This window comes from Kluyvera sp., from assembly GCF_965301105.1.
In genome coordinates this window covers 58,447-82,581 of record NZ_CBDKZX010000005.1, presented here as the reverse complement: position 1 = coordinate 82,581, position 24,135 = coordinate 58,447, and the positions used below count along the sequence as shown (strand labels likewise).

General features: G+C 54.6%; 23 protein-coding genes. 7 read left to right on the top strand and 16 right to left on the bottom strand.

What is annotated here, in order from left to right; all coding sequences use genetic code 11:
• Nucleotides 1-13 precede the first annotated feature (13 nt).
• Both ACW14G_RS03585 and speG read left to right on the top strand, forming a co-directional pair.
• Nucleotides 14-1,357 carry an NCS2 family permease gene (locus ACW14G_RS03585; RefSeq protein ID WP_163449369.1) on the top strand — a complete coding sequence of 448 codons (1,344 nt, stop codon included), beginning with the start codon at nucleotides 14-16 and terminating at the stop codon, nucleotides 1,355-1,357.
• Nucleotides 1,358-1,511: 154 nt separating this feature from the next.
• The gene (speG, locus tag ACW14G_RS03580; RefSeq protein WP_163449368.1) at nucleotides 1,512-2,069 is read left to right on the top strand and encodes a spermidine N1-acetyltransferase; all 558 of its coding nucleotides are present in this window, start codon (nucleotides 1,512-1,514) and stop codon (nucleotides 2,067-2,069) included.
• 76 nt (nucleotides 2,070-2,145) lie between these two features.
• Here speG and ACW14G_RS03575 read toward each other — a convergent pair whose 3' ends face one another.
• The 3 genes from ACW14G_RS03575 to ACW14G_RS03565 are packed head-to-tail and all read right to left on the bottom strand — an operon-like array spanning nucleotide 2,146 to nucleotide 5,711.
• Complete coding sequence (locus ACW14G_RS03575; RefSeq protein ID WP_249023037.1) at nucleotides 2,146-2,988, bottom strand: DUF7916 family protein; 843 nt, start codon at nucleotides 2,986-2,988, stop codon at nucleotides 2,146-2,148.
• 9 nt (nucleotides 2,989-2,997) lie between these two features.
• Nucleotides 2,998-4,032: an oxidoreductase gene (locus ACW14G_RS03570; protein ID WP_249023036.1), complete on the bottom strand. Its 1,035-nt coding sequence runs from the start codon at nucleotides 4,030-4,032 to the stop codon at nucleotides 2,998-3,000.
• A gap of 14 nt (nucleotides 4,033-4,046) precedes the next feature.
• Nucleotides 4,047-5,711, bottom strand: a complete 1,665-nt coding sequence (locus ACW14G_RS03565) for a PTS transporter subunit EIIC (RefSeq protein ID WP_249023305.1) — start codon at nucleotides 5,709-5,711, stop codon at nucleotides 4,047-4,049.
• Nucleotides 5,712-6,000: 289 nt separating this feature from the next.
• On the opposite strand from ACW14G_RS03565, the gene ACW14G_RS03560 reads away from it, so the two are divergent.
• On the top strand, nucleotides 6,001-6,729 hold the full coding sequence (locus ACW14G_RS03560) for a GntR family transcriptional regulator (protein WP_163449364.1): 729 nt from the start codon (nucleotides 6,001-6,003) through the stop codon (nucleotides 6,727-6,729).
• Here the strand turns inward: ACW14G_RS03560 and ACW14G_RS03555 are convergent.
• Nucleotides 6,726-7,625: a LysR family transcriptional regulator gene (locus ACW14G_RS03555; protein ID WP_249023035.1), complete on the bottom strand. Its 900-nt coding sequence runs from the start codon at nucleotides 7,623-7,625 to the stop codon at nucleotides 6,726-6,728. The two genes, ACW14G_RS03560 and ACW14G_RS03555, sit on opposite strands and share 4 nt — an antisense overlap.
• 144 nt (nucleotides 7,626-7,769) lie before the next feature.
• On the opposite strand from ACW14G_RS03555, the gene ACW14G_RS03550 reads away from it, so the two are divergent.
• Nucleotides 7,770-8,087, top strand: coding sequence for an RcnB family protein (locus ACW14G_RS03550; protein ID WP_249023034.1), 318 nt, complete (start codon nucleotides 7,770-7,772; stop codon nucleotides 8,085-8,087).
• A 45-nt stretch (nucleotides 8,088-8,132) separates the two neighbouring features.
• On the opposite strand, the gene ACW14G_RS03545 is transcribed toward ACW14G_RS03550, so the two are convergent.
• The 6 genes from ACW14G_RS03545 to yehD all read right to left on the bottom strand — a co-directional run bounded on the left by ACW14G_RS03545 (nucleotide 8,133) and on the right by yehD (nucleotide 14,743).
• Nucleotides 8,133-8,462, bottom strand: coding sequence for a hypothetical protein (locus ACW14G_RS03545; RefSeq protein WP_163449361.1), 330 nt, complete (start codon nucleotides 8,460-8,462; stop codon nucleotides 8,133-8,135).
• A 293-nt stretch (nucleotides 8,463-8,755) separates the two neighbouring features.
• A complete protein-coding gene (gene apbC / locus ACW14G_RS03540) occupies nucleotides 8,756-9,865 on the bottom strand; it encodes an iron-sulfur cluster carrier protein ApbC (protein ID WP_163447475.1) in 1,110 nt (369 codons plus the stop codon).
• 98 nt (nucleotides 9,866-9,963) lie between these two features.
• Nucleotides 9,964-10,983, bottom strand: coding sequence for a fimbrial protein (locus ACW14G_RS03535; protein WP_249023033.1), 1,020 nt, complete (start codon nucleotides 10,981-10,983; stop codon nucleotides 9,964-9,966).
• Between the two features lie 13 nt (nucleotides 10,984-10,996).
• Complete coding sequence (locus ACW14G_RS03530) at nucleotides 10,997-13,462, bottom strand: fimbrial biogenesis outer membrane usher protein (RefSeq protein ID WP_249023032.1); 2,466 nt, start codon at nucleotides 13,460-13,462, stop codon at nucleotides 10,997-10,999.
• A gap of 12 nt (nucleotides 13,463-13,474) precedes the next feature.
• On the bottom strand, nucleotides 13,475-14,158 hold the full coding sequence (locus ACW14G_RS03525; RefSeq protein WP_249023304.1) for a fimbria/pilus periplasmic chaperone: 684 nt from the start codon (nucleotides 14,156-14,158) through the stop codon (nucleotides 13,475-13,477).
• Nucleotides 14,159-14,209: 51 nt separating this feature from the next.
• Nucleotides 14,210-14,743 (bottom strand): fimbrial protein YehD, encoded by a 534-nt coding sequence (gene yehD / locus ACW14G_RS03520; protein ID WP_249023031.1) that lies wholly within the window; start codon nucleotides 14,741-14,743, stop codon nucleotides 14,210-14,212.
• Between the two features lie 462 nt (nucleotides 14,744-15,205).
• On the opposite strand from yehD, the gene metG reads away from it, so the two are divergent.
• Complete coding sequence (gene metG, locus ACW14G_RS03515; protein ID WP_455648480.1) at nucleotides 15,206-17,239, top strand: methionine--tRNA ligase; 2,034 nt, start codon at nucleotides 15,206-15,208, stop codon at nucleotides 17,237-17,239.
• Nucleotides 17,240-17,311: 72 nt separating this feature from the next.
• On the opposite strand, the gene ACW14G_RS03510 is transcribed toward metG, so the two are convergent.
• Genes ACW14G_RS03510 through ACW14G_RS03500 form a run of 3 tightly spaced genes read right to left on the bottom strand, consistent with a single transcriptional unit; the run spans nucleotide 17,312 to nucleotide 20,231 of the window.
• Nucleotides 17,312-17,779: a YehS family protein gene (locus ACW14G_RS03510; RefSeq protein WP_064544193.1), complete on the bottom strand. Its 468-nt coding sequence runs from the start codon at nucleotides 17,777-17,779 to the stop codon at nucleotides 17,312-17,314.
• Nucleotides 17,780-17,829: 50 nt separating this feature from the next.
• A complete protein-coding gene (gene btsR / locus ACW14G_RS03505; RefSeq protein ID WP_163447481.1) occupies nucleotides 17,830-18,549 on the bottom strand; it encodes a two-component system response regulator BtsR in 720 nt (239 codons plus the stop codon).
• Nucleotides 18,546-20,231 carry a sensor histidine kinase gene (locus ACW14G_RS03500; RefSeq protein WP_167575442.1) on the bottom strand — a complete coding sequence of 562 codons (1,686 nt, stop codon included), beginning with the start codon at nucleotides 20,229-20,231 and terminating at the stop codon, nucleotides 18,546-18,548. Before ACW14G_RS03500 ends, btsR begins: the two co-directional genes overlap by 4 nt.
• 211 nt (nucleotides 20,232-20,442) lie before the next feature.
• Between ACW14G_RS03500 and ACW14G_RS03495 the strand changes: the two genes are divergently transcribed.
• Both ACW14G_RS03495 and ACW14G_RS03490 read left to right on the top strand, forming a co-directional pair.
• Nucleotides 20,443-21,162: a MerR family transcriptional regulator gene (locus ACW14G_RS03495; protein WP_249023030.1), complete on the top strand. Its 720-nt coding sequence runs from the start codon at nucleotides 20,443-20,445 to the stop codon at nucleotides 21,160-21,162.
• Nucleotides 21,163-21,221: 59 nt separating this feature from the next.
• Nucleotides 21,222-21,335: a protein YohO gene (locus ACW14G_RS03490; RefSeq protein WP_074398756.1), complete on the top strand. Its 114-nt coding sequence runs from the start codon at nucleotides 21,222-21,224 to the stop codon at nucleotides 21,333-21,335.
• Here ACW14G_RS03490 and ACW14G_RS03485 read toward each other — a convergent pair.
• Genes ACW14G_RS03485 through ACW14G_RS03475 form a run of 3 tightly spaced genes read right to left on the bottom strand, consistent with a single transcriptional unit; the run spans nucleotide 21,310 to nucleotide 24,131 of the window.
• The gene (locus tag ACW14G_RS03485; protein ID WP_249023029.1) at nucleotides 21,310-22,047 is read right to left on the bottom strand and encodes an ABC transporter permease; all 738 of its coding nucleotides are present in this window, start codon (nucleotides 22,045-22,047) and stop codon (nucleotides 21,310-21,312) included. The two genes, ACW14G_RS03490 and ACW14G_RS03485, sit on opposite strands and share 26 nt — an antisense overlap.
• Nucleotides 22,031-22,978, bottom strand: coding sequence for an ABC transporter ATP-binding protein (locus tag ACW14G_RS03480; RefSeq protein ID WP_249023028.1), 948 nt, complete (start codon nucleotides 22,976-22,978; stop codon nucleotides 22,031-22,033). The genes ACW14G_RS03485 and ACW14G_RS03480 overlap by 17 nt, the downstream gene beginning before the upstream one ends.
• Nucleotides 22,971-24,131, bottom strand: coding sequence for an ABC transporter permease (locus ACW14G_RS03475; RefSeq protein ID WP_455648485.1), 1,161 nt, complete (start codon nucleotides 24,129-24,131; stop codon nucleotides 22,971-22,973). The genes ACW14G_RS03480 and ACW14G_RS03475 overlap by 8 nt, the downstream gene beginning before the upstream one ends.
• Between the last annotated feature and the right edge of the window lie 4 nt (nucleotides 24,132-24,135).

Here is a 24,135-nt window from a genome sequence, read left to right as displayed (position 1 = left end):
GGAGCGCCACATCATGGCCGATAATACCCTTAACTCCACCACCTCCGGGAGCTGGTTGGAACGGCGCTTTGCGCTTTACTCGCGCGGCAGTTCGCTGCGTACCGAATGTCTGGCGGGCATCACCGGCTTTCTGGCCGCCGCCTATCTTTTAGTGGTCATTCCAGGCCTGCTGGCGGTAGGCGGAATGGATAAAGGGGCGGCCACCACCGGTACCATTCTGGTGTTCGTCGGCGGGACGCTGCTGATGGCGTTTTATGCCAACCTGCCGTTTATCGTCGGCCCCGGTATTGGCGGGTCGGTGCTGGTAGGCGTGACGCTCGCGGGCAGTGAAAACATCGGCTGGCCGATTGGTTTAGGTATTGCCTGCTGGTCAGGGATCCTCTTTTTCCTGCTGACCAAATTCGGCCTGCGCGAAGTCGTCACCCGTTCGGTACCGCAGTCGATAAAGCTCGGATTAACCGCCTCTATTGGCCTGTTTGTCGCGGTGCTGGGGTTCCGCAACGCGGGGTTAGTGCTGGCGAACGCCAAAACGAACGCGTTAATGTTGGGCGATTTCCTGGCTCCTGGCGCGCTGGTCGCGCTGTGCGGGCTATTTCTGGCCATCGCTCTGCAGGCGCGACGCATTCCAGGCGCCATTCTGTGGGCCATTTTATTTGCCACGCTGGTCGGTATTCCGGCGGGCGTCACCCGTCTGCCAAACCACTTTATCGATGTGCCGCATTCACTGACGCCCGTGCTAGGCCAGATTGATATGCTGGGAGCGCTCAATATCGCCTTCCTGCCGTTCCTGTTTGTCTTCTTCGCTTCAGAATTCTTCTCCACCATGGGCACTACCCTGGCGGTCGGCGGGGAAGCCGGGCTGCTGGATGAAGAAGGCAATATGCCGCATATCAATCGTCCGTTTATGGTCGACTCGATTGCCGCCGCGGTAGGGCCATGGCTGGGGATCCCGGCGGCCACCGCGCTGATTGAATCTTCAGCTGCGGCAGAAGCCGGAGGCAAAACCGGCCTGACGGCGCTGGCCGCGGCGGTGATGTTCCTGCTGATGCTGCTGTTCACTCCGGTGGCGCTGATGATCCCGAAAGAAGCCACCGCGCCAGCATTGATTCTGATTGGCCTGAATATGTTCAGCGGCCTGCGCAAGGTCGATCTGGCCAACTTTACCGACGGTCTGCCGGTGCTGATGATGGTGATGATCACGCTGATTGCCAACAGCTTCGGTACCGGGATTGCCGGTGGCCTGCTGTTTTACATCGTGATCAAGACAATCGCCGGTAAATGGCGCGAGATTCCTGTCGGGCTGTGGGTGCTGGCAGTGCCGCTGGTGTATTACTTTGCGACGCTGGTGCGACACTAATCTTTCAGGCCCCATCAGATGAGCGTGGCAAACACGCTCGTCTGGTGGGTAGCAGAATTATCACGCTGAATTGATTGTAATTTTTTTCAAATCTTGATGACGCCCACCATCAGTAGATAATATATTTTCAGTTTACAAAGAGGCTGAAAATATTATGCCAGAACAATCAGACATTAAACTAAGACCCCTTGAACGCGAAGATTTGCGCTTTGTACACCAGCTCGATAATAACGCGAGCGTGATGCGCTATTGGTTCGAAGAACCTTATGAAGCCTTTGTTGAACTGAGCGATCTTTACGATAAACACATCCACGATCAGAGCGAACGCCGTTTTGTCATTTCGTATAATGGCAATAATGCTGGTCTGGTGGAGCTGGTTGAAATAAACCATATTCATCGGCGAGCTGAATTCCAGATTATCATCTCACCGGAATATCAGGGCAAAGGCCTGGCGACACGCGCCGCTAAGCTGGCGATGGATTACGGTTTTACCGTCCTGAATCTCTATAAGCTCTATCTCATCGTGGATAAAGAGAACGCGAAAGCCATCCATATTTATCGTAAGCTTGGTTTTATCCAGGAAGGCGAGTTAATACATGAGTTTTTCGTTAACGGCGAATACCGCAACACGATACGTATGTGTATTTTCCAGCATCAATATTTAGAGAATAATAAATCGACGGGTGGCTTGCTGAAACCGACGGCGCAATGATGACGAACATCGTCTGATATGGGCTACCCGCACCGCCGCGGAAAGCGGCTGGCGGTGCGGGTTCATCTGACGATGATTAACGTAATGACGACGCCGCCATCCTGACCCAGGTATGCCGCTTACCGCGCACCGCCATCGACAGCGTATACACGGCCTGCGGATCAGCCATCCCTGCCACGCCGGCATCACCAAAGTTGTAAACATCGGCACCGCAGCGTTTGCTGGCGAGGGCAATCTCACGCACCGTGGCTTCATCCGCCCCTTCCTGACTGCTGCTAACGGTGGTGATGGCCATGCCGCCCGCCGCGCGAATAGCCGAAAGTACTTGCTCAATGCGGGCTTCCGATGCGCCGCGGCAGCTGGAAGGAGCAGGAACTATCACCCCATCCGCACCTGCTGCAACATAATCCGCGTACTCGTCCGCCTCTGCCACTCCTGTGCCGTAGAACTTCGCCACCAGAATGAGTCTATCCGTTAGCGCGCGCAATTGGCTTACCGCTTCCCTTACCCGCGCAGCATCCACGCCCGGTTTGTCGTAAGCCGTCAGGCAATAAAAATCGGCCTCGGTAACCAGTCCAAGATGAAGAGGATCCCAGCCGCGAGGGTTATCCGGCGTATTTTCCGCCAGCACTTCCAGACTCACGCCCACCAGACGTCCCGTTAGCTGTTTGAAATGACGCAGCCCATCGCAGCCCTGAATACGCTGACTCTGGCAATCCATTCCTTTCACCAGCAGCATATCGGCGCCAAACGCGCACAGCAGCTCACCGTTAGTCACCTCGCCATACAGCGGCGACGCACCTGCGGCGACTTCCGCCATAATCACTCGCCCCTCGGATGCCATAATGGCCTGCTTTAACGCCGCCGCCGTCACCGGCTCGGCGAAGTCGCTGGCGCGACAGTTGAGTATTCTTTGCATAGTCGTCCCTTAGTCTAAAACCAGAAGTGATGGCGATGGCTGGCGGAATGCCCCCTCCAGTATTTCCAGGTTAGTTAATGCCTCTTCTTCACTGACGTAATTCGCCGCGCCAGCGGTCAACGTGGCAAAAATGGCATCGTAAACGCGCCCGTAATCCCCCTTTACCGACGCAATATGTTCAATATGACTGACTCCCTGTTGATCAACGTACTCCAGCAATGCCAGCTCCTCACCTTCCGCGAAGTGCTTGTCATTTGGCATCACGCCGTTTTTCAGGCAAGTTTCCTGTTGGTCAATCTGATAACGAACAAACGAACCGCGCGTACCGTGGACCAGGAATTTCGGATAAGGCGTCTTCACCAGATGGCTGGTTTTGATGATGGCTTTCATATCACCGTAAAATAGCTGCGCCTCGAAGGTATCATCCGGGTTAGCTGGCTGGCGAAGATGCCGCAGGTGATAAAAGACCTGCTGGGGGCGGCCAAACAGCGACAGCATCTGGTCAAGCGTGTGCACGCCCAGGCCATAAAATGCGCCGTCGAAGTTACCGCCGGGCTGATGCTCGGCGTCTGGGCGGAAGTAGTCAAAGTGGCTCTCCACCTCCACAATCTCGCCCAGCTTGCCGCTTTCGATGGCCTGCTTCATGGTTAAGAAACAGCTATCAAAACGACGGTTCTGGAACGGCGTCACCAGAAGCCCTTTTTCTCGAGCCAGCGCAAACAGCGTCCTGGCTTCTTCCGGCGTGGTGGTGAACGGTTTTTCCACCAGCACGTTTTTGCCGTGTTCAAGGCAAAGTTTTGCGTAATGGAAATGGCTATCCGGATGGGTACAGACGGTCACCAGGGTAATATCCGCATCATTCAGGATATCCTCAACCTGCGAAGTAAAAGCGATATCCCGGTAGGCCGCTTCCTGTTCCCGCTCAGGATTTCGCCGCTGATCATAAATACGCTTAACGTTAAATTTATCTTTACGGGCCAGAACATAAGGTAAATGGTAGCGCGTCGCGCTTTTACCAAAACCAATAAACGCACTGTGAATCATCGTATAACCTCCTGTTAAATTCCGTTGATGCCCGCCAGTTGGTTTGCCGCCTCTTCAATGGCAGATTTACCGTCCAGCTTGCTAAAATATTGTTTATTAATCGGGAGTACCGGGCAGGCCGCATGTATATTTTCAATAATACTATCCTGCATATAGACAACCTGCGGTCCTAATAAAATCAGGTCAGCCTTGTGATATTCCTCTTCGATACGCCCAATATTGACAGCGTAGATCGTTAACTCGTAACCCCGTTCCTTCGCGTATTGCCCCATCTTTTTGGCCATGATCGATGTCGACATACCTTCATTACAGGTCAGGATGATGGTTTTATTATTCAGCACCTCGAGGCCATTTAATTCAGGCGCATCTTCGATGGTGGTTGCGGTATTATCTGCAGACAGCGTATTGACCAGCGCTTCAACTTTGTTTTTCAGCATCGTGCGTTCATAGGCCATTAAGAACGGCAAATAGATCATTACCCCTAATGCTAAGAGCAGGAGCTGTAGCAGCACATTGCGGAAATCACCTCCCGACCCTAACCAACCTGAAAGCAGCGGCGGAACCGACCACGGCACGTAGGCGACAATACGTGAGACCATGCCAAACTCGGTGGCAAAATAGGCAATAATAAAGTTAATCTGCGGATAAATAATAAATGGGATCATAATTAACGGGTTGTAAAGCACCGGGAAACCAAAAATAACCGGCTCGTTAATATTGAATAATCCCGGCGCCAGCACGGTTCTGCCGAGCTTTTGATGACTGGAGATTTTGCTGCGCAGAAAGACCGCAATCAGCAGCGCCAGCGTACTTCCGGTCCCCCCCATATGGCCGTAAAGGTCGCGGAACGGCAGCACGATAATATGCGGTGGCACTTCGCCTCTGGCAAAGGCGGCCATGTTTTCCTGCATCGCCACCAACAGAGGCGGCTCCAGAATCGGGTTAATAATGCCTGACGGATGAATACCCAGCGAAAACAAGAAATTGGTTAAGGTGGTCAGCACCAGAAAGCCTGGCAGGTTAGTGGTTAAATGCACGAGCGGCGCCTGAATGATGGCCTGGATTATCTCATGCACCTCTTTCCCCGTACTCACCTTCACCACCGACGCCACCAGCGCAAAGGCCAGCACCACCAGCATAATCGAGAACATTGACTGGAAAGACTGTGTCACCATCGGCGGAACTTCATCACCCATGCGAATTTGTAGCCAGCGGGTTTTCGCTATCCACAAAAACAGATCGGTGGCAATCACGGCGGTAATAATTGCCATAAACACGCCGCCGGCGTTGGTGAGCCCCTGAGAAATGACGCCGCTGACCTGCACCGCTTCGGCAGCATTCACAGGAACAACGGATAATGTTCCTGGCATCAAGACCAGAAATGCCGCTAATGAGACCATCGCCGGGATCATCGGCGCGGCAAACTTACGCTTGCTGGCAATACTCCAGGCAATTAATACCACCAGCATCAGCGACAAAATATTCATGGTGCCGTTCAGTATGCGATCGCCGACGCTCCTCAGCGCCGCCATCGTCTCGGCGGAAACCCACTGTCCGATAAACCCTTTCGCGTCCAGAAAAACAAAGTTCACCATAATAAAAAGCCCGGCTAACACCAAAAAGGGCACGGTGATAATGAAACTATCGCGTAGGCTTCGGAGATGAACCTCCGACGCCATTTTCTGCGATATATCAGTAATTTTCGTCAATATCGTGGTCTGACTCATGACTTTTCCCTTGCAATGAAAACAACCCCCTGCGCGGAGTTAGCACACCCGTTGACAAGACTGCTCGCTTCGCCGAGATCGGAATCCCCTCCTACGCACCGCCGTTGCAGAATGAAACTCGCCCACAACTAAGTCAATCCCTTTATTTTAAAAGTAGTCTACTTTTAAAATAAATGAGATCTGGATAAAATTTTAAGGTATGCGATATACTCCCTGACGGGCTAAAACCAGGAGGTGGACATTGCGTAGGTATATTGAAATCGCGAATATAATCAGGGAAAGGATCGTCAATAATGTCTATGCGACCGGGGAGAAGATCCCTTACGGTCATCAGCTTTGTGAAGAGTTTAGCTGTAGCAAGATAACGCTAAATAACGCGCTGGAGATTCTGGTCAACGAGGGGTTTATTACCCGTCAGCGTGGTCTTGGCACCGTGGTCAAAACGGCTACCCCGCGCTATACCCACGCCGAGAGCAACCTGGTTTCGCCGATCCTGGGCGTGAGCACCATTAATCAGACGCAGGGGCATAATGTCAGAAGTCATCTGCTGCTGTTTGAAATTGCCAACCCTTCAGCTGAGGTGGCTGAAATGTTGGCGATCCAGGACGATCGCTTCTGCTGGCATTTTCGCCGCGTTCGCTACGTCGATGATCTTCCGCTCTCCATTGAAGACACGTGGCTTCCCGTACATATTCTGCCGGAGTTCACGCGTGAAAATGCGTTGGGGTCGATTTATCAGTATGTGGAAACCACATTACGTAAAATCCCCGCCAGCAGCCATACCCAGTTCTCTTCACTGCCGAGCGATGATGAAGCGCAAGAGTGGCTTGAGCTACAGCCAAACGAGCCGGTGAGCGTCACCCGCTCGGTCACCTATCTTAGCGACGGGCAGCCGTTCGAGTTCTGTACCAGCCGCTATCATTATCAGCGCTTTAACTATAATTCGGTCGTCCAACGCAACGGCGGCTAAGGCTGCTTCGCCGCACATTCCGCCTTCACCGCCTCATACAGTAACCGCACCGCGGCAGAGAGTTGTTTGCGGTGCGGGCAGATCATATTCAGCGGCACTCTGTCGCCCAGGTAGTTCGGCAGCAGCACCTTGAGCCGCCCTTCTCGCAGATCGTCGCTGACATCCAGCCCCGATTTAAACGCAATCCCCTCACCGGCTACTGCCAGACGACGGATCACCTCAGCGTCATCGCTGGTGATATTGCCAGAAACCTGCACGCTGTGTTCTACGCCGTCGAGGCTGAGCGGCCAGCGGTCAAAGGGACGTCCGCGCAGCACGTAGGTTAGTGCATTACAGCGTTCAAGGTCGGCGAGCGTCTGCGGTTCGCCGTGGCGGACAATCCAGTCTGGCGACGCCACCAGCACCCGGCGATTCTCCGGCGCGACGGGCAGCGAGACGAACGATGCATCGTCGTTTTCACCGTAGCGGAATGCCACGTCCACCGGATCTTTAAAGACATCGGTGCGATGATCGGAAAACAAAATACGCAGCCGCAGCGCCGGGTATCGTGTGCGGAACTCACGGAAAACATTCAGCAGAAGATTACGCCCGAGATCGGACGGTACGGCAATTTGCAGCGTGCCGCTGACTTCATCATTGGGCGTGTTAATTTGCTGTAGCCCGTTTTGCAGCGCATCCAGCATTTGCAGAGCGTACGGTAGCCAGGTTTCTCCTTCCACCGTCAGCCGTAAGCTACGCGTTGAGCGGGCAAACAGGCGAATATTGAGCGCCGTCTCCAGACGCTTGATTGCCGAGCTAACCTGCGCGGGCGGGATGCCAGCCTCTCGCGCTGCCTCGCTAAAACTGCCAAGCGCCGCCGCGCGGACGAACAGTGATAAATCTTCCAGCCTGAACATGTTGGCTCCTCACAGAATAATCCTCAAAACGCGCATCATCGCTGTTTGCTTACACTTTTTAAGAAAGCAGCGCTTGCCATTCAGCCCGCGCATCAGGAATCATACGGAGCTGCAATTTTATATCCAGGATAATGTGGGGATAGTATGCGTAAAACTAAAATGATGCTTCTGGGCGTACTGTTGGCAACGGCAAGTGCGGCATGGGCGGCTCCGGCCACCGGCATCAAGCAGTATGAGTTGAAAGAGTTCACCGCCGATTTCACGCGATTCAAAATTGGCGATAACGCTCCCGCGATGTACCTGACGCCGGAGTACAACATCAAGCAGTGGCAGCAGCGTAATCTGCCCGCGCCGGATGCCGGCACCCACTGGACGTACATGGGCGGGAACTATGTACAGATCGGTGATACCGACGGCAAAATCAGCAAAATTTACGACGGTGAAATTTTCTATCACCGTTAATCACCCGCCAGCGGCGATCGCTTCACCGCTGGCCCGTTTTATTGGCTAGAAATAATGTACGCCGTTCTGATTCAAATATTGATTAACCGCTACCTCACCCGCCAGACGCTCATATAATAACAGGATGCTTAATAGTAAATCGCCGCCGCTGCGTAACAGATCATCCGGGGCAATATGATTATTCTCTTCAGCCAGTTCGCTCAGATGTTCAATTATCTCCCGATATTCACCATAAATATTGACCGGCAACGTTTTCTCAACCATCTGTTCGCGGCAGTAGCGCATCGCATCGGCGGACTTCTCGCTCAGCGAGCGGCTCTGCATCAGCAATACCAGCAGCTCACGCAACTTCATCATCAACGTTTCATTATTCATTTTTCTCTCCATTGCCGCATTAATAATAATTACCACAAATAACAGGAGATGATTAACGCTCAAATTTTGCAAAGAATGATGAAATTGAACATCTCATACCCTGAGAGAGAAAACAATGTTATTAAATTGCATGATTGATTAACATCAAAACAACCAAATAATTACTTTTTCCGGATGCAATATTATTATAAAAATAAATACATAATGGGAATAAGATAATAAATAAGGATATATTCAGAAAAATAAATCTTAGCTCGTGCGGTACAAGGTGCACCGCACGAGAATAGGAGGAATTACACCGCGCGGAATGCAATCTCGCTTGGGATAACCTCACCCTGCCAGTAGAGTTGCGCGGCGACACGGCCCGCAAGCTGGCGATAAATCTCGGTGAACTCGCTGTCCGGGCGCGCGACCACGGTCGGAGTGCCTTTATCAAGATCTTCACGCAGATTAATGTGCAGCGGCATCTGGCCCAGCAGCTGGGTATGGTATTTCTCCGCCAGCTTCTCCGCGCCGCCGGTACCGAAGATAGGCTCGTGGTGACCACAGTTGCTGCAAATGTGCATGCTCATGTTTTCCACAATGCCCAACACAGGCACTTCGACCTTCTCGAACATCACGATGCCTTTTTTGGCGTCGATCAGCGCGATATCCTGCGGCGTAGTGACCACGACGGCCCCGGTCACAGGAATGTTCTGCGCCAGCGTCAGCTGAATGTCACCGGTGCCTGGCGGCATGTCCAGCACGAGGTAGTCGAGATCCGGCCACAGGGTCTCCTGCAGCATCTGCATCAGCGCTTTACTGGCCATCGGGCCGCGCCAGACCATCGCGTTGTCGTCAGTCACCAGATAACCAATGGAGTTGGTGGCCAGACCGTGCGCCATAATCGGCGCCATGTGGGTGCCGTCCGGAGACGTCGGACGCTGGTTTTCCGCGCCCAGCATGTTCGGGATCGATGGGCCGTAGATGTCGGCATCCAGAATGCCTACTTTCGCCCCTTCAGCAGCCAGCGCCAGCGCCAGGTTAACGGCGGTGGATGATTTACCGACCCCACCTTTGCCGGAACTGACGGCAATAATGTTTTTCACGCCGTTGATGCCCGGCTGGTTTTTCACACGCTTCAGCGTGGCGATGCTGTGCGACAGCTTCCAGTCGATGGCTTTCGCCCCGGTCACCCGCAGCAGTTCAGCGCTGGTTTGCTCTTTTAATTCTTCAAAGGCGCTGTGCCAGACAAACGGCATCTGCAGTTCGATGTGAACGGTGTCGTCCAGCCAGGCGACATGGTGCAGCGCTTTCAGCGTCGTTAAGTTGTGCTTCAGCGTGGGGTGCTGGAAGTTTGCCAGCGTGCCGGCCACCATCGCACGTAGACGTTCAGGTGATTTGGCCTGGGATTCTGAGTTCATCCCGACTCCTTTGTTCTTGTGAATGAATGCGTCTCTTGTAGTTTACCTGAAAGGGACACGATCCCCCACTACAAGCGCATTTCGCGATAAAAAGCGGACTACTCATAGTTCACAAAAATCAGCGCCGTCGCCTGCAGCGCGCCGGGCTTAACCTTCTGGCGGTCGTAAACGTAGTAGCTAGCCGTCAGCGGAATCATCAACGTTGTCGCATTAAGCGCCTGGCCTGCGCTGGCGCGCCAGAGATTATCGGCACTGTCCTTCGCGCCCTTCACAGTTGACAGCGCCACCGTCTTGCCGCCGCTCTCCAGCACAAACCCCACGCCGTTGGACTCGCTGCCCCGTAAGACCGTACGACTGCCGTTCAGCAGGTCAGCGCTGTAGAGGTAAACCGACATACCGCGCGTGGTTTGCAGGCTGGGCCCCTGCAGGTCGCGACACTGCAGCCTTATCGCGCTGGTTCGGCTTTTCCCGCTAACGACGCCGCTCGTCGGCAGCTCTGACAGCGCAACATCCGGCAACGTTAAGGCCAGGTCATCAGGAAGGCAGGTACTCTTTTTCGGGCGATAAATAATGGTCAGGTTCTCAACATAAGAGTCGCCCTTCAGGCTGTTGGTTATATAGTTCACACAGCCAGTCCAGCTTAGGGTTTTACAGACGCCGAGGATAAAATTGATCAAACTGTTCGAATTACCACCGGTATTGGCGATGAGCACGCCGGGAACATATACCGAGTCTGCACCACTGGTCGTCGCCTCATAAGCAGCGTGGCTAAGCTTTACCGTGTAGGACAGCGTTTTCTCGGTGGCGCTGGTCGTGCCAATCGTTTCAGAGGTTTTATCCGTCTGGACCGTCAGCTTGAGTTTCTGCCCGTTGCTAAACGGGCCGATCACGCTGTCTTTCACCACGGGAATATAGCTAATGGTGTCGTTTGCCGAATCGCACTTAATCCCGGAAAAGGTCACGCTGACGATGGTTGTGTACTGCTGCGTCAGCGCAAACTGTTCATCAACGGTGACCTCCGAGTCATGAGAAAATGAGACGGCCGACGATTTACACACCGCCCAACCGCTACTGGTATAGCCGCACAATACTAACGCGGCGATGATGGCTCCCTTCATGACGCCTCCTTTCTCAATGACAAATATAGGTTTTCAGTTCATCAACTTGCGTATCGAAGGTGACCACGCAGCGACTCTCTTGGGGGCCATCAAGCCTTACCGAAACGCTGCGCGGCAGGACGTCAGTACGGATAAACAACCGGCTGCCCTGCCCGACGAGCCCCACGTTATGGCCGCGGCTGTCCTCAACGTCATTGCCAAAGGTGAGCGGCGTGCCGTCTGGCCGCTGCGCTTTTATAAACCAGGGTTTGCGCGTATCGGTATCGAAGTGCGCCAGCACCACCGCGCCCCGCACCGGGGCCACGCTTTTTCGATTGCCAATAAGCTCGGTCTGGGTGGCGCTGCCGGAGACGTCCAGCGTGAGATGGTTTTCGCGGTATGGCGACAAATTGTCATAAACCACCGTACCGTTACCATTAGTGGTGCGGTATTTCTGTCCGTTGACAAACGCCCCTTCCAGCCCAGGCGCATCAAGAATCGCGACGGTTTCCGCCAGTCGATTAGCCAGGCTCACCCCACCCGACCACAGCACCATTCCCCCAGAAATGTTGCCGCTCATTTGCCGATACTGTGAAGATTGGCTATAGCTGCCGCCGAGCGTCGCGACTGGCGTATTCCAGCTCACATTGGTCCCGGCCGTGGTCTCCTGATGTTGCTGCTGATGGCTCAGGTTAACGCCGTAGGTAAACTGATCTCGTTCACCGAGCGTGCCGGAAAGTCCGGTATTGTTCGCCGTAAAGCCCTCGTTATCAAAGGTAGTTGAGTTGGAAAGCGCCATCTGGCGGCGCGCACCAGTCATGCCGTCGCCCCACATAAACGGGATGGAAATGAAGATGTTAAAGCGCTTGTCATCACGACGATCGTCGGTGTAGGTCTGGCTGGCGGAGAGCGTCCAGGAGACGCGCCGCCAGCTGTTTGAATAGCTAAGCTGATAATCTTCGCTATGGCCGCCGCGCTGCCAGTAGTCACGCCACAGTAAACTTAAGGAAAAGGCTCCCCATCCCGCGGCCAGCGGCTGGCTGATATTGGCGGAGAAACTGTTTTTACGCCCGAAGTCGTTCTGGTAATAGTCGCCAATATCGTAGACATCGTGCTGTTCATGCGTATAGCTGTCTTTGTTGTTCGCCCACACATGATCGTTAAAGGTACGGTAATCTCGCGACGAGTAGCGATAGGCCGCAAGGCCAAAATGGGTGGCAGTTCGGTTAAGATATTTGTTGTACGCGAGCTGATAACTTTGACCATCGAACGTACCGTTGTCCTGACGACTGTGCGAACGTACGGCATCCAGCGAAAACGCGCCCCAGCGGGTATTCCAGCCGGAGCCTATCGTGAAGGCGTTATAGTTACTCGCCAGCATCGCGCCGCTGTACAGCGTCGCCAGGCTATTCAGACCATACTGGTAACTGACCTGGGTGAAATCGCTCTGTCGGCTGGCCCCTTCAATCTGACTGCGTCCCACCACGGCGTCATATTTTGCCACGCCGGGCTGGAGCATATTTGGCACTGAGCCATAGGGCACCAGATATTGCGTCAGCGTGCCATCGGCTTCTTTCACCGTCACGTCAAGATCGGCCCCGCCGCCTGCCAACTGGAGATCGGCAATCGCAAACGGACCGGGCGGAACTTCCTTCTGATACACCACGAAGCCGTTCTGCTCTATCGTCACCAGCGCGTTGCTCTGGGCAATCCCCTTCACCAGCGGCGTAAAATTCTGCTTTGAGTTTGGCAGCATTTGCAGATCCCGATACAGACGAACGCCGCGAAAACGGACTGCGTCAAAGAGATCCGCAGAGGTATACATCTCCCCAGCGCGCAATACGCCCATGATCGATGAAAGGCTTCGTTCGAGATACAGAGTATTGCTTTTCCACACGCCAGCATCGCTATTGACCTGGTTAAAACTGGCATCAGAGTGCAGCTGCCAGTCCAGCAAATTAAGTCCGCTGTTAAACCGCGCGTAGGTATTTTTGCTGCTCCCTGCGGAATGATAATCGCTGTGGTATTGACTGACATAATAAGAAGTGTAAAACGCATTTATTCCGCGCTGCCAGTTTTCGGGCGCAATATATCCTTGCTCAACTTCATCAACAAAGGCTTGCGGCACCGAGAGATCCAGACGAAAAACGCTAATATCAAACGTGTAGCTTCCGCCCTGCACTGCCTGTTCTAATGAAATGCAGGATGATTCTGGTAATGCTTTCAGGTTAATCCCCATCAATTGGATCTGAGCACGTGTCAGGCAGGTGTTATCGGTAATATTCACCGTATATTTCCCGCGCCATTGCTGATTAACATAAACATCCAGTTCATATTCGCCGGCAATCGGCTGTTCGCCGGATAATTGAAAACGGTCAGTTTTAACGCCCTGCATCCCACCAATCATAAAATGGGTATCGAAGGTTTCCTCTTCAGCCTGAACACAGCCAGCGAATAATGATAATAATACTGTCGAAGCTAAAGGGGCCATCCTTAACATAATCGGCTCCTGTTATTTTACGTTAATCCTGTCGCTGATATAGTTGCCGTGATCGTCAATAATCGTCAGAGAATATTGAGGTGCATTATTAATTTTCAGCGTTATCGTCTGATAGGCTCGTGGCGGTAACATGACTGTCTCGCCATTCACTTTAACATCATTCACTTTTATATCGGTAAGGGTAATCCAATTAGCGTTATCATTTTTAATAACCATCTCCCGTCCGGTATAACTTAACGAGATCTGGCGAAAACTCGCGCGACTCACCGGGGCGATTCCCGTGGGTCGCCAGAAAAGTTTGATGCGATTTTGCAGCGCAAACTTAATCACATTTTTACTGCTGTTTTGCGCATCGTTAGGTGGAATACTCAGTACGTTTAAAAAGAACAGGCTCTCTCTATCCTGGGCTAACGTATTGGGCATTTTTTTGATTTTTATCTGCTGGCCGGAGTTTCCCGCCACCTTGACGACCGGCGGCGTCAGCAGAAACGGAACGTCAATGTTTTCCGGCGACCGCGACGTATCGCCATCATCAATCCACGATTGCACCAGCGAGGAACGCTCGCCTTGATTCATCACCTGGACCACAATATCCCGTTTTTCTGCTGGGTAAATCACCCGGGTCCCATACAGCACCACGCCAGCCTGAGCAGATAAACTGATTACCGCCAGGGTTAAGGCTATTATTTTTTGCATATTCATCCAGGAATAAACGGCGGCGTTCGCCGCCGTTTATTTACAATATAATTAATCAGAGAAAACCTGCATGGTAATACTAGAATCAACCTCTCCGCTGGTTACCGTGCCGCTGGTACGGGCATAATATGCGGAGAAATCCAGTGTATAAATACCGTCAGCCTGTTTCACCAGCGTGATTGATTTTTGCGGGCTAATGGCATCCGTTGAATTATTCATGTGTACTTTAAAACCGACGCCATTTTCACCCGCGGTGTTGCGGGTAATGTCACTACCATTTCCGTTAAAACCATCTACAGCAAATGAAATACGCGGCGTAACATTCGGATCGCATTTAAACTTAATATTACCCACTGCGCTACTGGAATATGCTTTCAGTTCCTGGCCGGCATTCAGCGTATTGAATGCATCAACGCTGACGTCTGGCATTGTAATTGTAGCCTGGCTTTTGCCATCCTCAATCTGGCAAGTCGTGCCCAACACTTTACCGTTAATATGTAATACCGCTTCATCGTCCGCGGCCATAGCGCTTGCGCTCATCATAACTGCAGCTAATACCGAAGCAGACAGAATTGAATATTTCATAATGATATCCTTATTAGTATTTATTTGATTGTTGTTAAGGGTTGTTTCCCTTGAAGTAAAATTCTCACATGCGAAAAGTGTCTGCAATGTAATACTTTTGTTTAATTGATTAAAGACAAATTACACAAAGCAGTATAATTACAACAAATATCTAATGATGATTATTATTTCTTAATAAATTAATTAAGCGCAAAAAACACCCATCCAGATCATTAAAACAAATAAAAAATAAAACAACATTCATAAAAATGATCTTTATATTTATGCCCACCGCGACGTGGTAAAAAAATGGCTACCAGGTCGCTGTTGCTTCTTACACAGTCCGGAAAATCGTCGTTTTTCTGCGCGAATATCCCGCCAGCTTGATTTAGCACGTGATGAGGCACGCTTTGGGCTTACCAAAGGAAAGCCTTTCAGGTAACATCAAAAGCCCTTTTCACTACATAAGAAGTAACGTTCACTATGACTCAAGTCGCGAAGAAAATTCTGGTAACGTGCGCCCTGCCGTACGCCAACGGTTCCATCCACCTCGGCCATATGCTGGAGCACATCCAGGCTGATGTCTGGGTCCGTTACCAGCGAATGCGCGGCCACGAGGTTAACTTCATCTGCGCCGACGATGCCCACGGTACACCGATCATGCTGAAAGCTCAGCAGCTTGGTATCACCCCGGAGCAGATGATTGGCGAAATGAGTCAGGAGCATCAGACTGATTTTGCAGGCTTTAACATCAGCTATGACAACTATCACTCGACGCACAGCGACGAGAACCGCGAGCTGTCCGAGCTGATTTACGGTCGCCTGAAAGAGAACGGTTTTATTAAAAACCGCACCATCTCTCAGCTGTACGATCCGGAAAAAGGCATGTTCCTGCCGGACCGTTTCGTTAAAGGCACCTGCCCGAAATGTAAATCACCGGACCAGTACGGCGATAACTGCGAAGTGTGCGGCGCGACCTATAGCCCAACCGAGCTTATCGAGCCGAAATCCGTGGTATCTGGCGCCACACCGGTGATGCGTGAGTCTGAGCACTTCTTCTTTGATCTGCCGTCCTTCAGCGAAATGCTGCAGGCGTGGACCCGCAGCGGCGCGCTGCAGGAGCAGGTCGCCAACAAAATGCAGGAATGGTTTGAATCCGGCCTGCAGCAGTGGGATATCTCCCGCGATGCGCCGTACTTCGGCTTTGAAATCCCGAACGCGCCGGGCAAATATTTCTACGTCTGGCTGGACGCGCCAATCGGCTACATGGGTTCCTTCAAGAACCTGTGCGATAAGCGCGGCGACACCACCAGCTTCGACGCGTACTGGAACAAAGACTCCGACGCCGAGCTGTATCACTTTATCGGTAAAGACATTGTCTACTTCCACAGCCTGTTCTGGCCAGCCATGCTGGAAGGCAGCAACTTCCGCAAACCGACCAACCTGTTCGTCCACGGCTACGTGACGGTGAACGGCGCGAAGATGTCCAAATCTCGCGGCACCTTCATTAAAGCCAGCACCTGGCTGAACCATTTCGATGCCGACAGCCTGCGCTACTACTACACGGCAAAGCTCTCATCCCGCATCGACGATATCGACCTGAACCTGGAAGACTTTATCCAGCGCGTCAACGCCGACATCGTCAACAAAGTGGTCAACCTGGCTTCCCGTAACGCTGGCTTTATTGCTAAGCGTTTCGACGGCGTGCTGTCTGCTGAACTGGCTGACCCAGAGCTGTATAAAACCTTCACCGACGCGGCAGCCAGTATCGGCGAAGCGTGGGACAGCCGTGAATTCGGTAAAGCGATTCGTGAAATCATGGCGCTGGCCGATGTGGCTAACCGCTATGTTGATGAACAGGCTCCGTGGGTGGTGGCGAAACAGGAAGGCCGCGACGCCGACCTGCAGGCTATCTGCACCATGGGTCTGAACATGTTCCGCGTGCTGATGACCTGGCTGAAGCCGGTTCTGCCAGAGCTGGCCGCGCGTACCGAAGCGTTCCTCAACACTGAACTGAGCTGGGATGCGATCAACGCGCCGCTGGTGGGTCATAAGATCAACACCTTCAAGGCGCTGTATAACCGTATTGAAATGAAACAGGTGGAAGCGCTGGTGGAAGCGTCAAAAGAAGAAGTGAAAGCTGCCGCAGCCCCGGTAACGGGCCCGCTGGCGGACGATCCGATTCAGGAAACCATCACCTTTGACGATTTCGCCAAAGTTGACCTGCGCGTGGCGCTGATTGAAAACGCCGAGTTCGTGGAAGGTTCCGACAAGCTGCTGCGTCTGACGCTGGATCTGGGCGGCGAGAAACGTAACGTCTTCTCCGGCATCCGCTCCGCATACCCGGACCCGCAGCCGCTGATCGGCCGCCTGACCATCATGGTGGCCAACCTGGCGCCGCGTAAGATGCGCTTCGGCATCTCGGAAGGGATGGTGATGGCCGCAGGTCCTGGCGGCAAAGATATCTTCCTGTTAAGCCCGGATGACGGGGCGAAACCAGGCCAGCAGGTGAAATAAACTGCATAAAAAAACGCTGCTTCGGCAGCGTTTTTTGTAGGGTTTGGCTCAATAGATTCCCGACGGTATGGCTTATTTCGCCGCGTGCTCGCGAATCGCCAGGCCGCGCAGGAAGTAGCGCAGGAACTGGTCGCCGCATTCGCGGAAGTTTTTGTGGTCCGGCGCGCGCATCATGGCGGTGATTTCCGGCATCGACACGCGGAACTGCTGCTGCGTCAGGATCGCCAGAATATCATCGGTTTTCAGCGCAAAGGCGATACGCAGCTTTTTGAGCACGATGTTGTTGTTAATACGGCGTTCTACCGCCAGCGCCGGGGCGGATTCATCGCGACCACGTTTTTCGTAGATCAGGCCGTTCAGGAAGCACGACAGCATAATGTCCGGGCAACGTACGAAGCCTTCCTCATCCTCTTTACGCAGCCACGGCACCAGCTGTTCAGCGGTGACGGCGGCTTCGCCCAGCGCGAAGATACGCACCAGATCGTTGTTGTTCATTTTCAGGATGTAGCGGACGCTGCGTAAAATATCGTTACTGACCATAGTGCCTTCGACGGTGGTGATGAAAAATTCGATGACCGATTCTACACGAATTACAGTCCCAGCGCCTCTTTCAGGCTCTTTAAATAGCGGCGGCTCACCGGCACGGTCTGACCGTTACGCAGCAGCAGTTCAGCCTGGCCGTTATCCTCGAGACGAATTTCTTTCAAATGCGCCATGTTCACCAGATGCTGGCGATGACAGCGAATCAGCGGCGTGCGGCTCTCCAGCGTGCGCAGCGTCAGTTCGGTAAAACCCTCTTTGCCCTCGCCGCTGGTCACGTATACGCCGCTCATCCGGCTGCTGACAAACGCGACATCGTCCATTTGCAGCAGATAAATACGACTGTGCCCGGTACAGGGGATAAACTTCAGCGCCTGCTGGCCCTCGCTGAGCACCGAGACGTCCTGTGCCGCGCGTTCTTGCCGCAGGCGGGCGAGCGTTTTTTCCAGGCGTTTTTCTTCAATAGGCTTGAGCAGATAATCAAACGCATGCTCTTCAAACGCTTTGACCGCATATTCGTCAAAAGCGGTCAGAAACACGATGTACGGGCGATGTTCCGGATCCAGCATGCCGACCATTTCCAGGCCGCTGATGCGCGGCATCTGAATGTCCAGAAACAGCACGTCCGGACGCAGACGGTGCACCGCACCGATAGCCTCCACCGCATTGGCACACTCGCCGACAATCTCCAGGTCCGCCTGGGTTTGCAGCAGCACGCGCAGGTTCTCCCGCGCCAGCGGTTCATCATCGACAATCAGCACTTTAATCATGCGCTCTCCTCCAGAGGTAACCGCAGGGTAACACGGGTGAAACGGTCCGCTTCGCAGGCAACCGAGATGCCGCAGTCTTCGCCAAAACGCATCTTGAGACGCTTATCCACCAGGCTCATGCCCAGCCCGCTGGACGGCGCGTTGGGCTGATACAGACCGGCGTTATCTTCAATTTCGAGCAGCAGGTGCTGCCCTTGCCGGCTGGCGCGTAGCGTAATTTCGCCAACGTCCAACAACTGCGAGGTGCCGTGTTTAATGGCGTTCTCCACGATAGGTTGCAGGGTAAATGCCGGAAGCTGCTGGTTTGACAGCGCATCGGGTATCTCCAGATGCACCTGCAGCCGCGACTGAAAACGCGCCTTCTCGATTTGCAGATAGGCGTTCACGTGTTCTATTTCATCGGCCAGGGTGACAATTTCCGACGGGCGCTTGAGGTTCTTACGGAAAAAGGTCGACAGATACTGCACCAGTTGGCTGGCCTGCTCGCTGTCGCGGCGAATCACTGCTTTCAGCGTGTTCAGCGCGTTAAACAGAAAATGGGGGTTCACCTGCGCGTGCAGCAGCTTGATTTCCGACTGCGTCAGCAGCGCTTTTTGCCGCTCGTACTGCCCGGCCAGAATCTGCGCCGACAGCAGCTGCGCGATGCCTTCGCCGAGGGTGCGGTTAATCGAGCTGAACAGCCGATTTTTGGCTTCGTACAGCTTAATGGTGCCGATGACCCGCTGATTTTCGCCACGCAGCGGGATCACCAGCGTTGAACCCAGTTTGCAGTTGGGGTGAATGGAGCAGCGGTACGGCACTTCGTTGCCATCGGCGTACACCACCTCGCCAGTTTCAATGGTTTTCTGCGTATAGCGCGAAGAGATCGGCTTGCCCGGCAGATGATGGTCTTCGCCGATGCCGGTAAAGGCGAGCAATTTTTCCCGGTCGGTTATCGCCACCGCGCCGATGTCCAGCTCCTGAATTAGCACCTGCGCCACCTTCATGCTGTTTTCTTCATTAAAGCCCTTGCGCAAAATCCCCTCTGTCGAGGCGGCAAGCTTCAGGGCGGTGGCCGAAAACGCCGAGGTATATTTCTCAAACATCGCCCGCTTATCCAGCAGGATGCGCATAAACAGCGCCGCGCCGACCGTGTTGGTCACCATCATCGGCGCGGCGATGCTTTGCACCAGATGCAGCGCGTCTTCAAACGGGCGCGCAATCAGCAGAATAATCAGCATCTGTACCAGCTCGGCGACAAAGGTAATCGCCCCCGCCGTCCACGGGCTGAAGACCTTATCCGGGCGACCACGGCGAATCAGGATGCTGTGCACCAGCCCGCCCAGCAGCCCTTCCACCATGGTGGAGATCATACAGCTGAGCGCGGTCATCCCGCCCATTGAGTAGCGGTGCAGCCCGCCGGTCAGGCCGACCAGCCCGCCGACTACCGGGCCCCCCAGCAGGCCGCCCATCACGGCGCCAATAGCGCGGGTGTTGGCGATAGAGTCTTCAATATGCAGACCAAAGTAGGTGCCGAGGATACAAAAAATGGAGAAGGTGACGTAGCACAACAGCTTGTGCGGCAGACGCACAGTGACCTGCATCAGGGGAATAAACAGCCGCGTCTTGCTCATCAACCAGGCGATGACCAGAAAAACGCACATCTGCTGAAGCAGCAGCAACACCAGATTAAACTCGTACATACCCCAACACCACAGCAGAAATAAAACTGCGTAACATACACTTAGTCGGCATAACTTTCTTTGAAACCTGGCAAAAAAAGTGCAAAAAATGCTACCGATCACATTTTATCCATTCCGTCCGGGAATGAAACGAATAAAAAACAACCGCAACAGGCCGCGACGGCAAACCCCGTCTAAAGTTAAATGGGGGATCGCATGCCCGGAGGATAAGATGGCGCTTTACACGATTGGCGAAGTGGCTCAGCTCTGTGATATCAACCCGGTAACGCTGCGGGCCTGGCAGCGGCGCTACGCGCTGTTAAAACCGCAGCGCAGCGACGGTGGGCACCGCCTGTTTAACGATGCCGATATTGACCGCATCCGCGAAATCCAGCGTTGGATAGAAAACGGTGTCCAGGTCAGTAAAGTCAAAAACCTGCTGAGTGAGCCGGATGACGGCTGGCAGGAACAGCAGGAGACTGCGCTGCACGACCTGCGCAACGGCAACCTCACCCATCTGCGACAATGGGTGAAAGAGCTGCGTCGCAGTCATAGCGCCCGAACCCTGGTGGATAATCTCTTCATCCCATTGCGTCAGCGTCTGCAAAACGCGCAGGTGGCGCTGCCGACTCTGCTTGGTCTGCTGGATGGCGTACTGATTAACGACATTGCGCTCAGCCTCGCTTCCGCCCGGCGTAAATCCGGACCGCACGCGCTGGTGGTGGGCTGGAACGTCACCGATATCACCCGGCTGTGGCTGGAGGGTTGGGTGGCCTGTGAACAGGGATGGCGCGTCGACGTACTGGCCCACCCGCTCACGCAGATTCAGCCAGAGCTGTTCCCCGGCCAGACGCTGTTAATCTGGTGCGGTGCGGCCCCTGGCGCCCAACAGCTACAGCAGCTTGCACGCTGGCAGGAAGACGGCGTGGCCTTCGCACTTCCTGCTAATTAATCGTTCGTTAACAGCTGAGCTTCGCGGTATAATCTTTTGGTTAACAAAAGGAGTACACAATGAAGTCAGCTAAATTCGCCGCGATCGTCCTTTTTGCCCTGATGGCTATCAGCGGAATTGGTGGCGTGATGCTCGCCGGCTACTCGTTTATTGTGCGCGGCGGTGTCGGCTGAGCCTCAGGCTTAAGCGCTCAAAGGCGCGGTCGACGATAATCGCCGCCAGCGCCACCAGAATTGCCCCCTGCACCACATAGGCCGTATTGAATCCACTCAGGCCAATGATAATTGGCGTGCCCAGCGTATTGGCCCCCACCGTTGAGGCGATGGTCGCCGTGCCAATATTGACGATAACCGACGTGCGGATACCCGCCACGATCACCGGTGCCGCCAACGGCAGCTCGACTTTCCACAGCCGCTGTCCTCCCGTCATGCCCATTCCTTCCGCCACGCTCAGCGCCCCGACGGGTACCGACGCTAATCCGGCCAGCGTTCCCTGCAGTACCGGCAGAATACCGTAGAGAATCAGCGCGACAATCGCTGGCTGTTCCCCAAAGCCCATCACCGGCACCGCCAGCGCCAGCACCGCCACCGGCGGAAAGGTTTGCCCCATCGCCGCCAGCGTTTCCACCAGCGGACGAAACTCGCGCCCCTCAGGACGCGTCACCAGCACGCCCGCGCCAACGCCAATCACAACCGCCGCCAGGCTGGAGATGACCACCAGCTTGCCGTGCGCCAGCGTCAGCGCAAGAAACCCCGCCTGCTGATACAGCGGGCGCGGTTGTTCCGGAAAAAGCGTGTGAAACAGCGGCTCGCTATACGGCAGGCCAATCAGCAGTGCGATAAACAGTGCCAGCAGCCATAGCAGCGGATCACGAAGGATGCGCATCGGCAGGCTCCTCACGCAGCAGGTCGGCAAAATGCAGCGCCCCGTATGCCACGCCTTTCTCGTTGACCACCGGCAACACTGTACGCCGCTGGGCCATAAACCCCGACAGCGCATCGCGCAGCGATAACGAATCGGCTATCGCTTCTCCTGCAACGCGCTCGCCGTGGCGCACATAGTCGGCCACCTGGCGTAACGACAGTAGGCGTACACCCAGCTCGCTGCGACCAAAAAAGGTGCGGACAAACTCATTGCCCGGCGCGCTGAGCATATGCAGCGGCGAGCCCTGCTGCACCACTTCACCGCCATCGAGTAAAATCAGGTTATCCGCCAGACGCAGCGCTTCATCAATATCATGCGTCACCAGCACGATGGTACGCCCCAGCAGCCGGTGAATGCGGCGCATCTCCTGCTGCAACGCGCTACGGGTAACCGGGTCCAGCGCGCCGAAAGGTTCATCCATCAGCAAAACGTCGGGATCGCCCGCCAGCGCCCGCGCCACGCCGACGCGCTGCTGCTGGCCGCCGGAAAGCTGATGCGGGTAACGACCGCGCAGCGTGGGTTCCAGCCCGAGCAGGGCCATCAGTTCGTCGATACGCGCGTTCATTCTGGCCTTCGGCCATTTCAGCAGTTGCGGTACGGTGGCGATGTTCTGAGCGACCGTCCAGTGCGGAAACAGGCCAATCGATTGAATGGCGTACCCCATTCGTCGGCGCAGCGCCAGCAGCGACTGCTCGCGGATATCCTGCCCGGCGAAGCGAATCATCCCGCTGTCCGGCTCCACCAGTCGATTAATCATCTTCAGGGTGGTCGATTTTCCCGAGCCGGAAGTGCCAATCAGCACCGAGAACGCGCCTTCCTCAAGACGTAGTGACAGGTTTTTCACCGCCGGATGACCGCCGAATGTTTTATTGACCTGCGAAAATTCAATCACCGGCTTCTCCTTGAAGTAAGGTGGCGGCCAGACTCAGCAGCGCATCCAGGGTTACCGCCAGCGCAATCACCGGGATCACCCCCAGTAGCACCAGATCCAGCGCGCTACTGAGCAGCCCCTGAAACACCAGCGCGCCAAAGCCACCTGCGCCAATCAGCGCGGCGACCACCGCCAGCGGCACGGTATCAAAACCCACGACCCCCACGCTACACAGAAGCACGATCACCCACAACGCCCTATCAACACGCAAAAAAGTATGACCACGGCCCATGCCCATCGCCGCCGCGCTTTCCAGCACCTGCGGCGACACCTGCTGCATCCCGGCGACCACGCCACGTACCAGCGGCAACAGCGCGTAGAGCACCAGCGCAATCAGCGCGGGCGCCAGGCCGGTGCCAGCCACGCCAAACGTCGCCAACCACGGAAAACGCTGCGCCAGCCCGGCCAGCGGCGCAATCAGCACGCCAAATAGCGCGACAGAAGGAATGGTTTGAATAATGTTCAGCACCGTGAAGACGCTCGACTGCCGTCGCGGATGACGCCAGCACGCCATCCCCAGCGGGACGCCAATCAGCAGCGCGGGCAGCAGCGTGCCCCACAACAGAGTCAGGTGCTGGTACAGCGCGTCATTGAAGGTATCCTGGCGGTTGGCATATTCTTTGAGTAGCGATAACCCATCCAGCGCCCCGCTCGCAAGCAGCCAACATGGCAGCAGCCACAGTTGAACGTTAAGCAGCCATCGCCACGCCGCGCGAGTCGTGAGACGACGAATCGCATCGTTGGCGATAAGCAGCATCAGCAGTAACCACAGCCATAGTCCGCTGCCAGGCGAGGTACGCGCCAGCGGGCTGGCGGTTGCCGCAAGATGGTTGGCGGCCTCCCCTGCGGCCCATAGCAATAGCGTGAAGCCCGCCTGCGCCAGCAGCAGAATAAGCAGGCCGGGAAAGCGGCCGGGCAGCCAGCATAAAATCCACAACGCCGCCGGTACCGCCAGAAGCGCCAGCGGCGAGAACGACCAGATTTGCCATAACCACAGGCCATTGCCCGAAACCAGCCGGTTCGGGGCAAAATTGGCAAACGGTAGCGCGCTGGCGGCCAGCAGCATCAGTGCCAGCAGCGCCACCACGCGGTTAGAACAACGAGTCATGGGGATAATC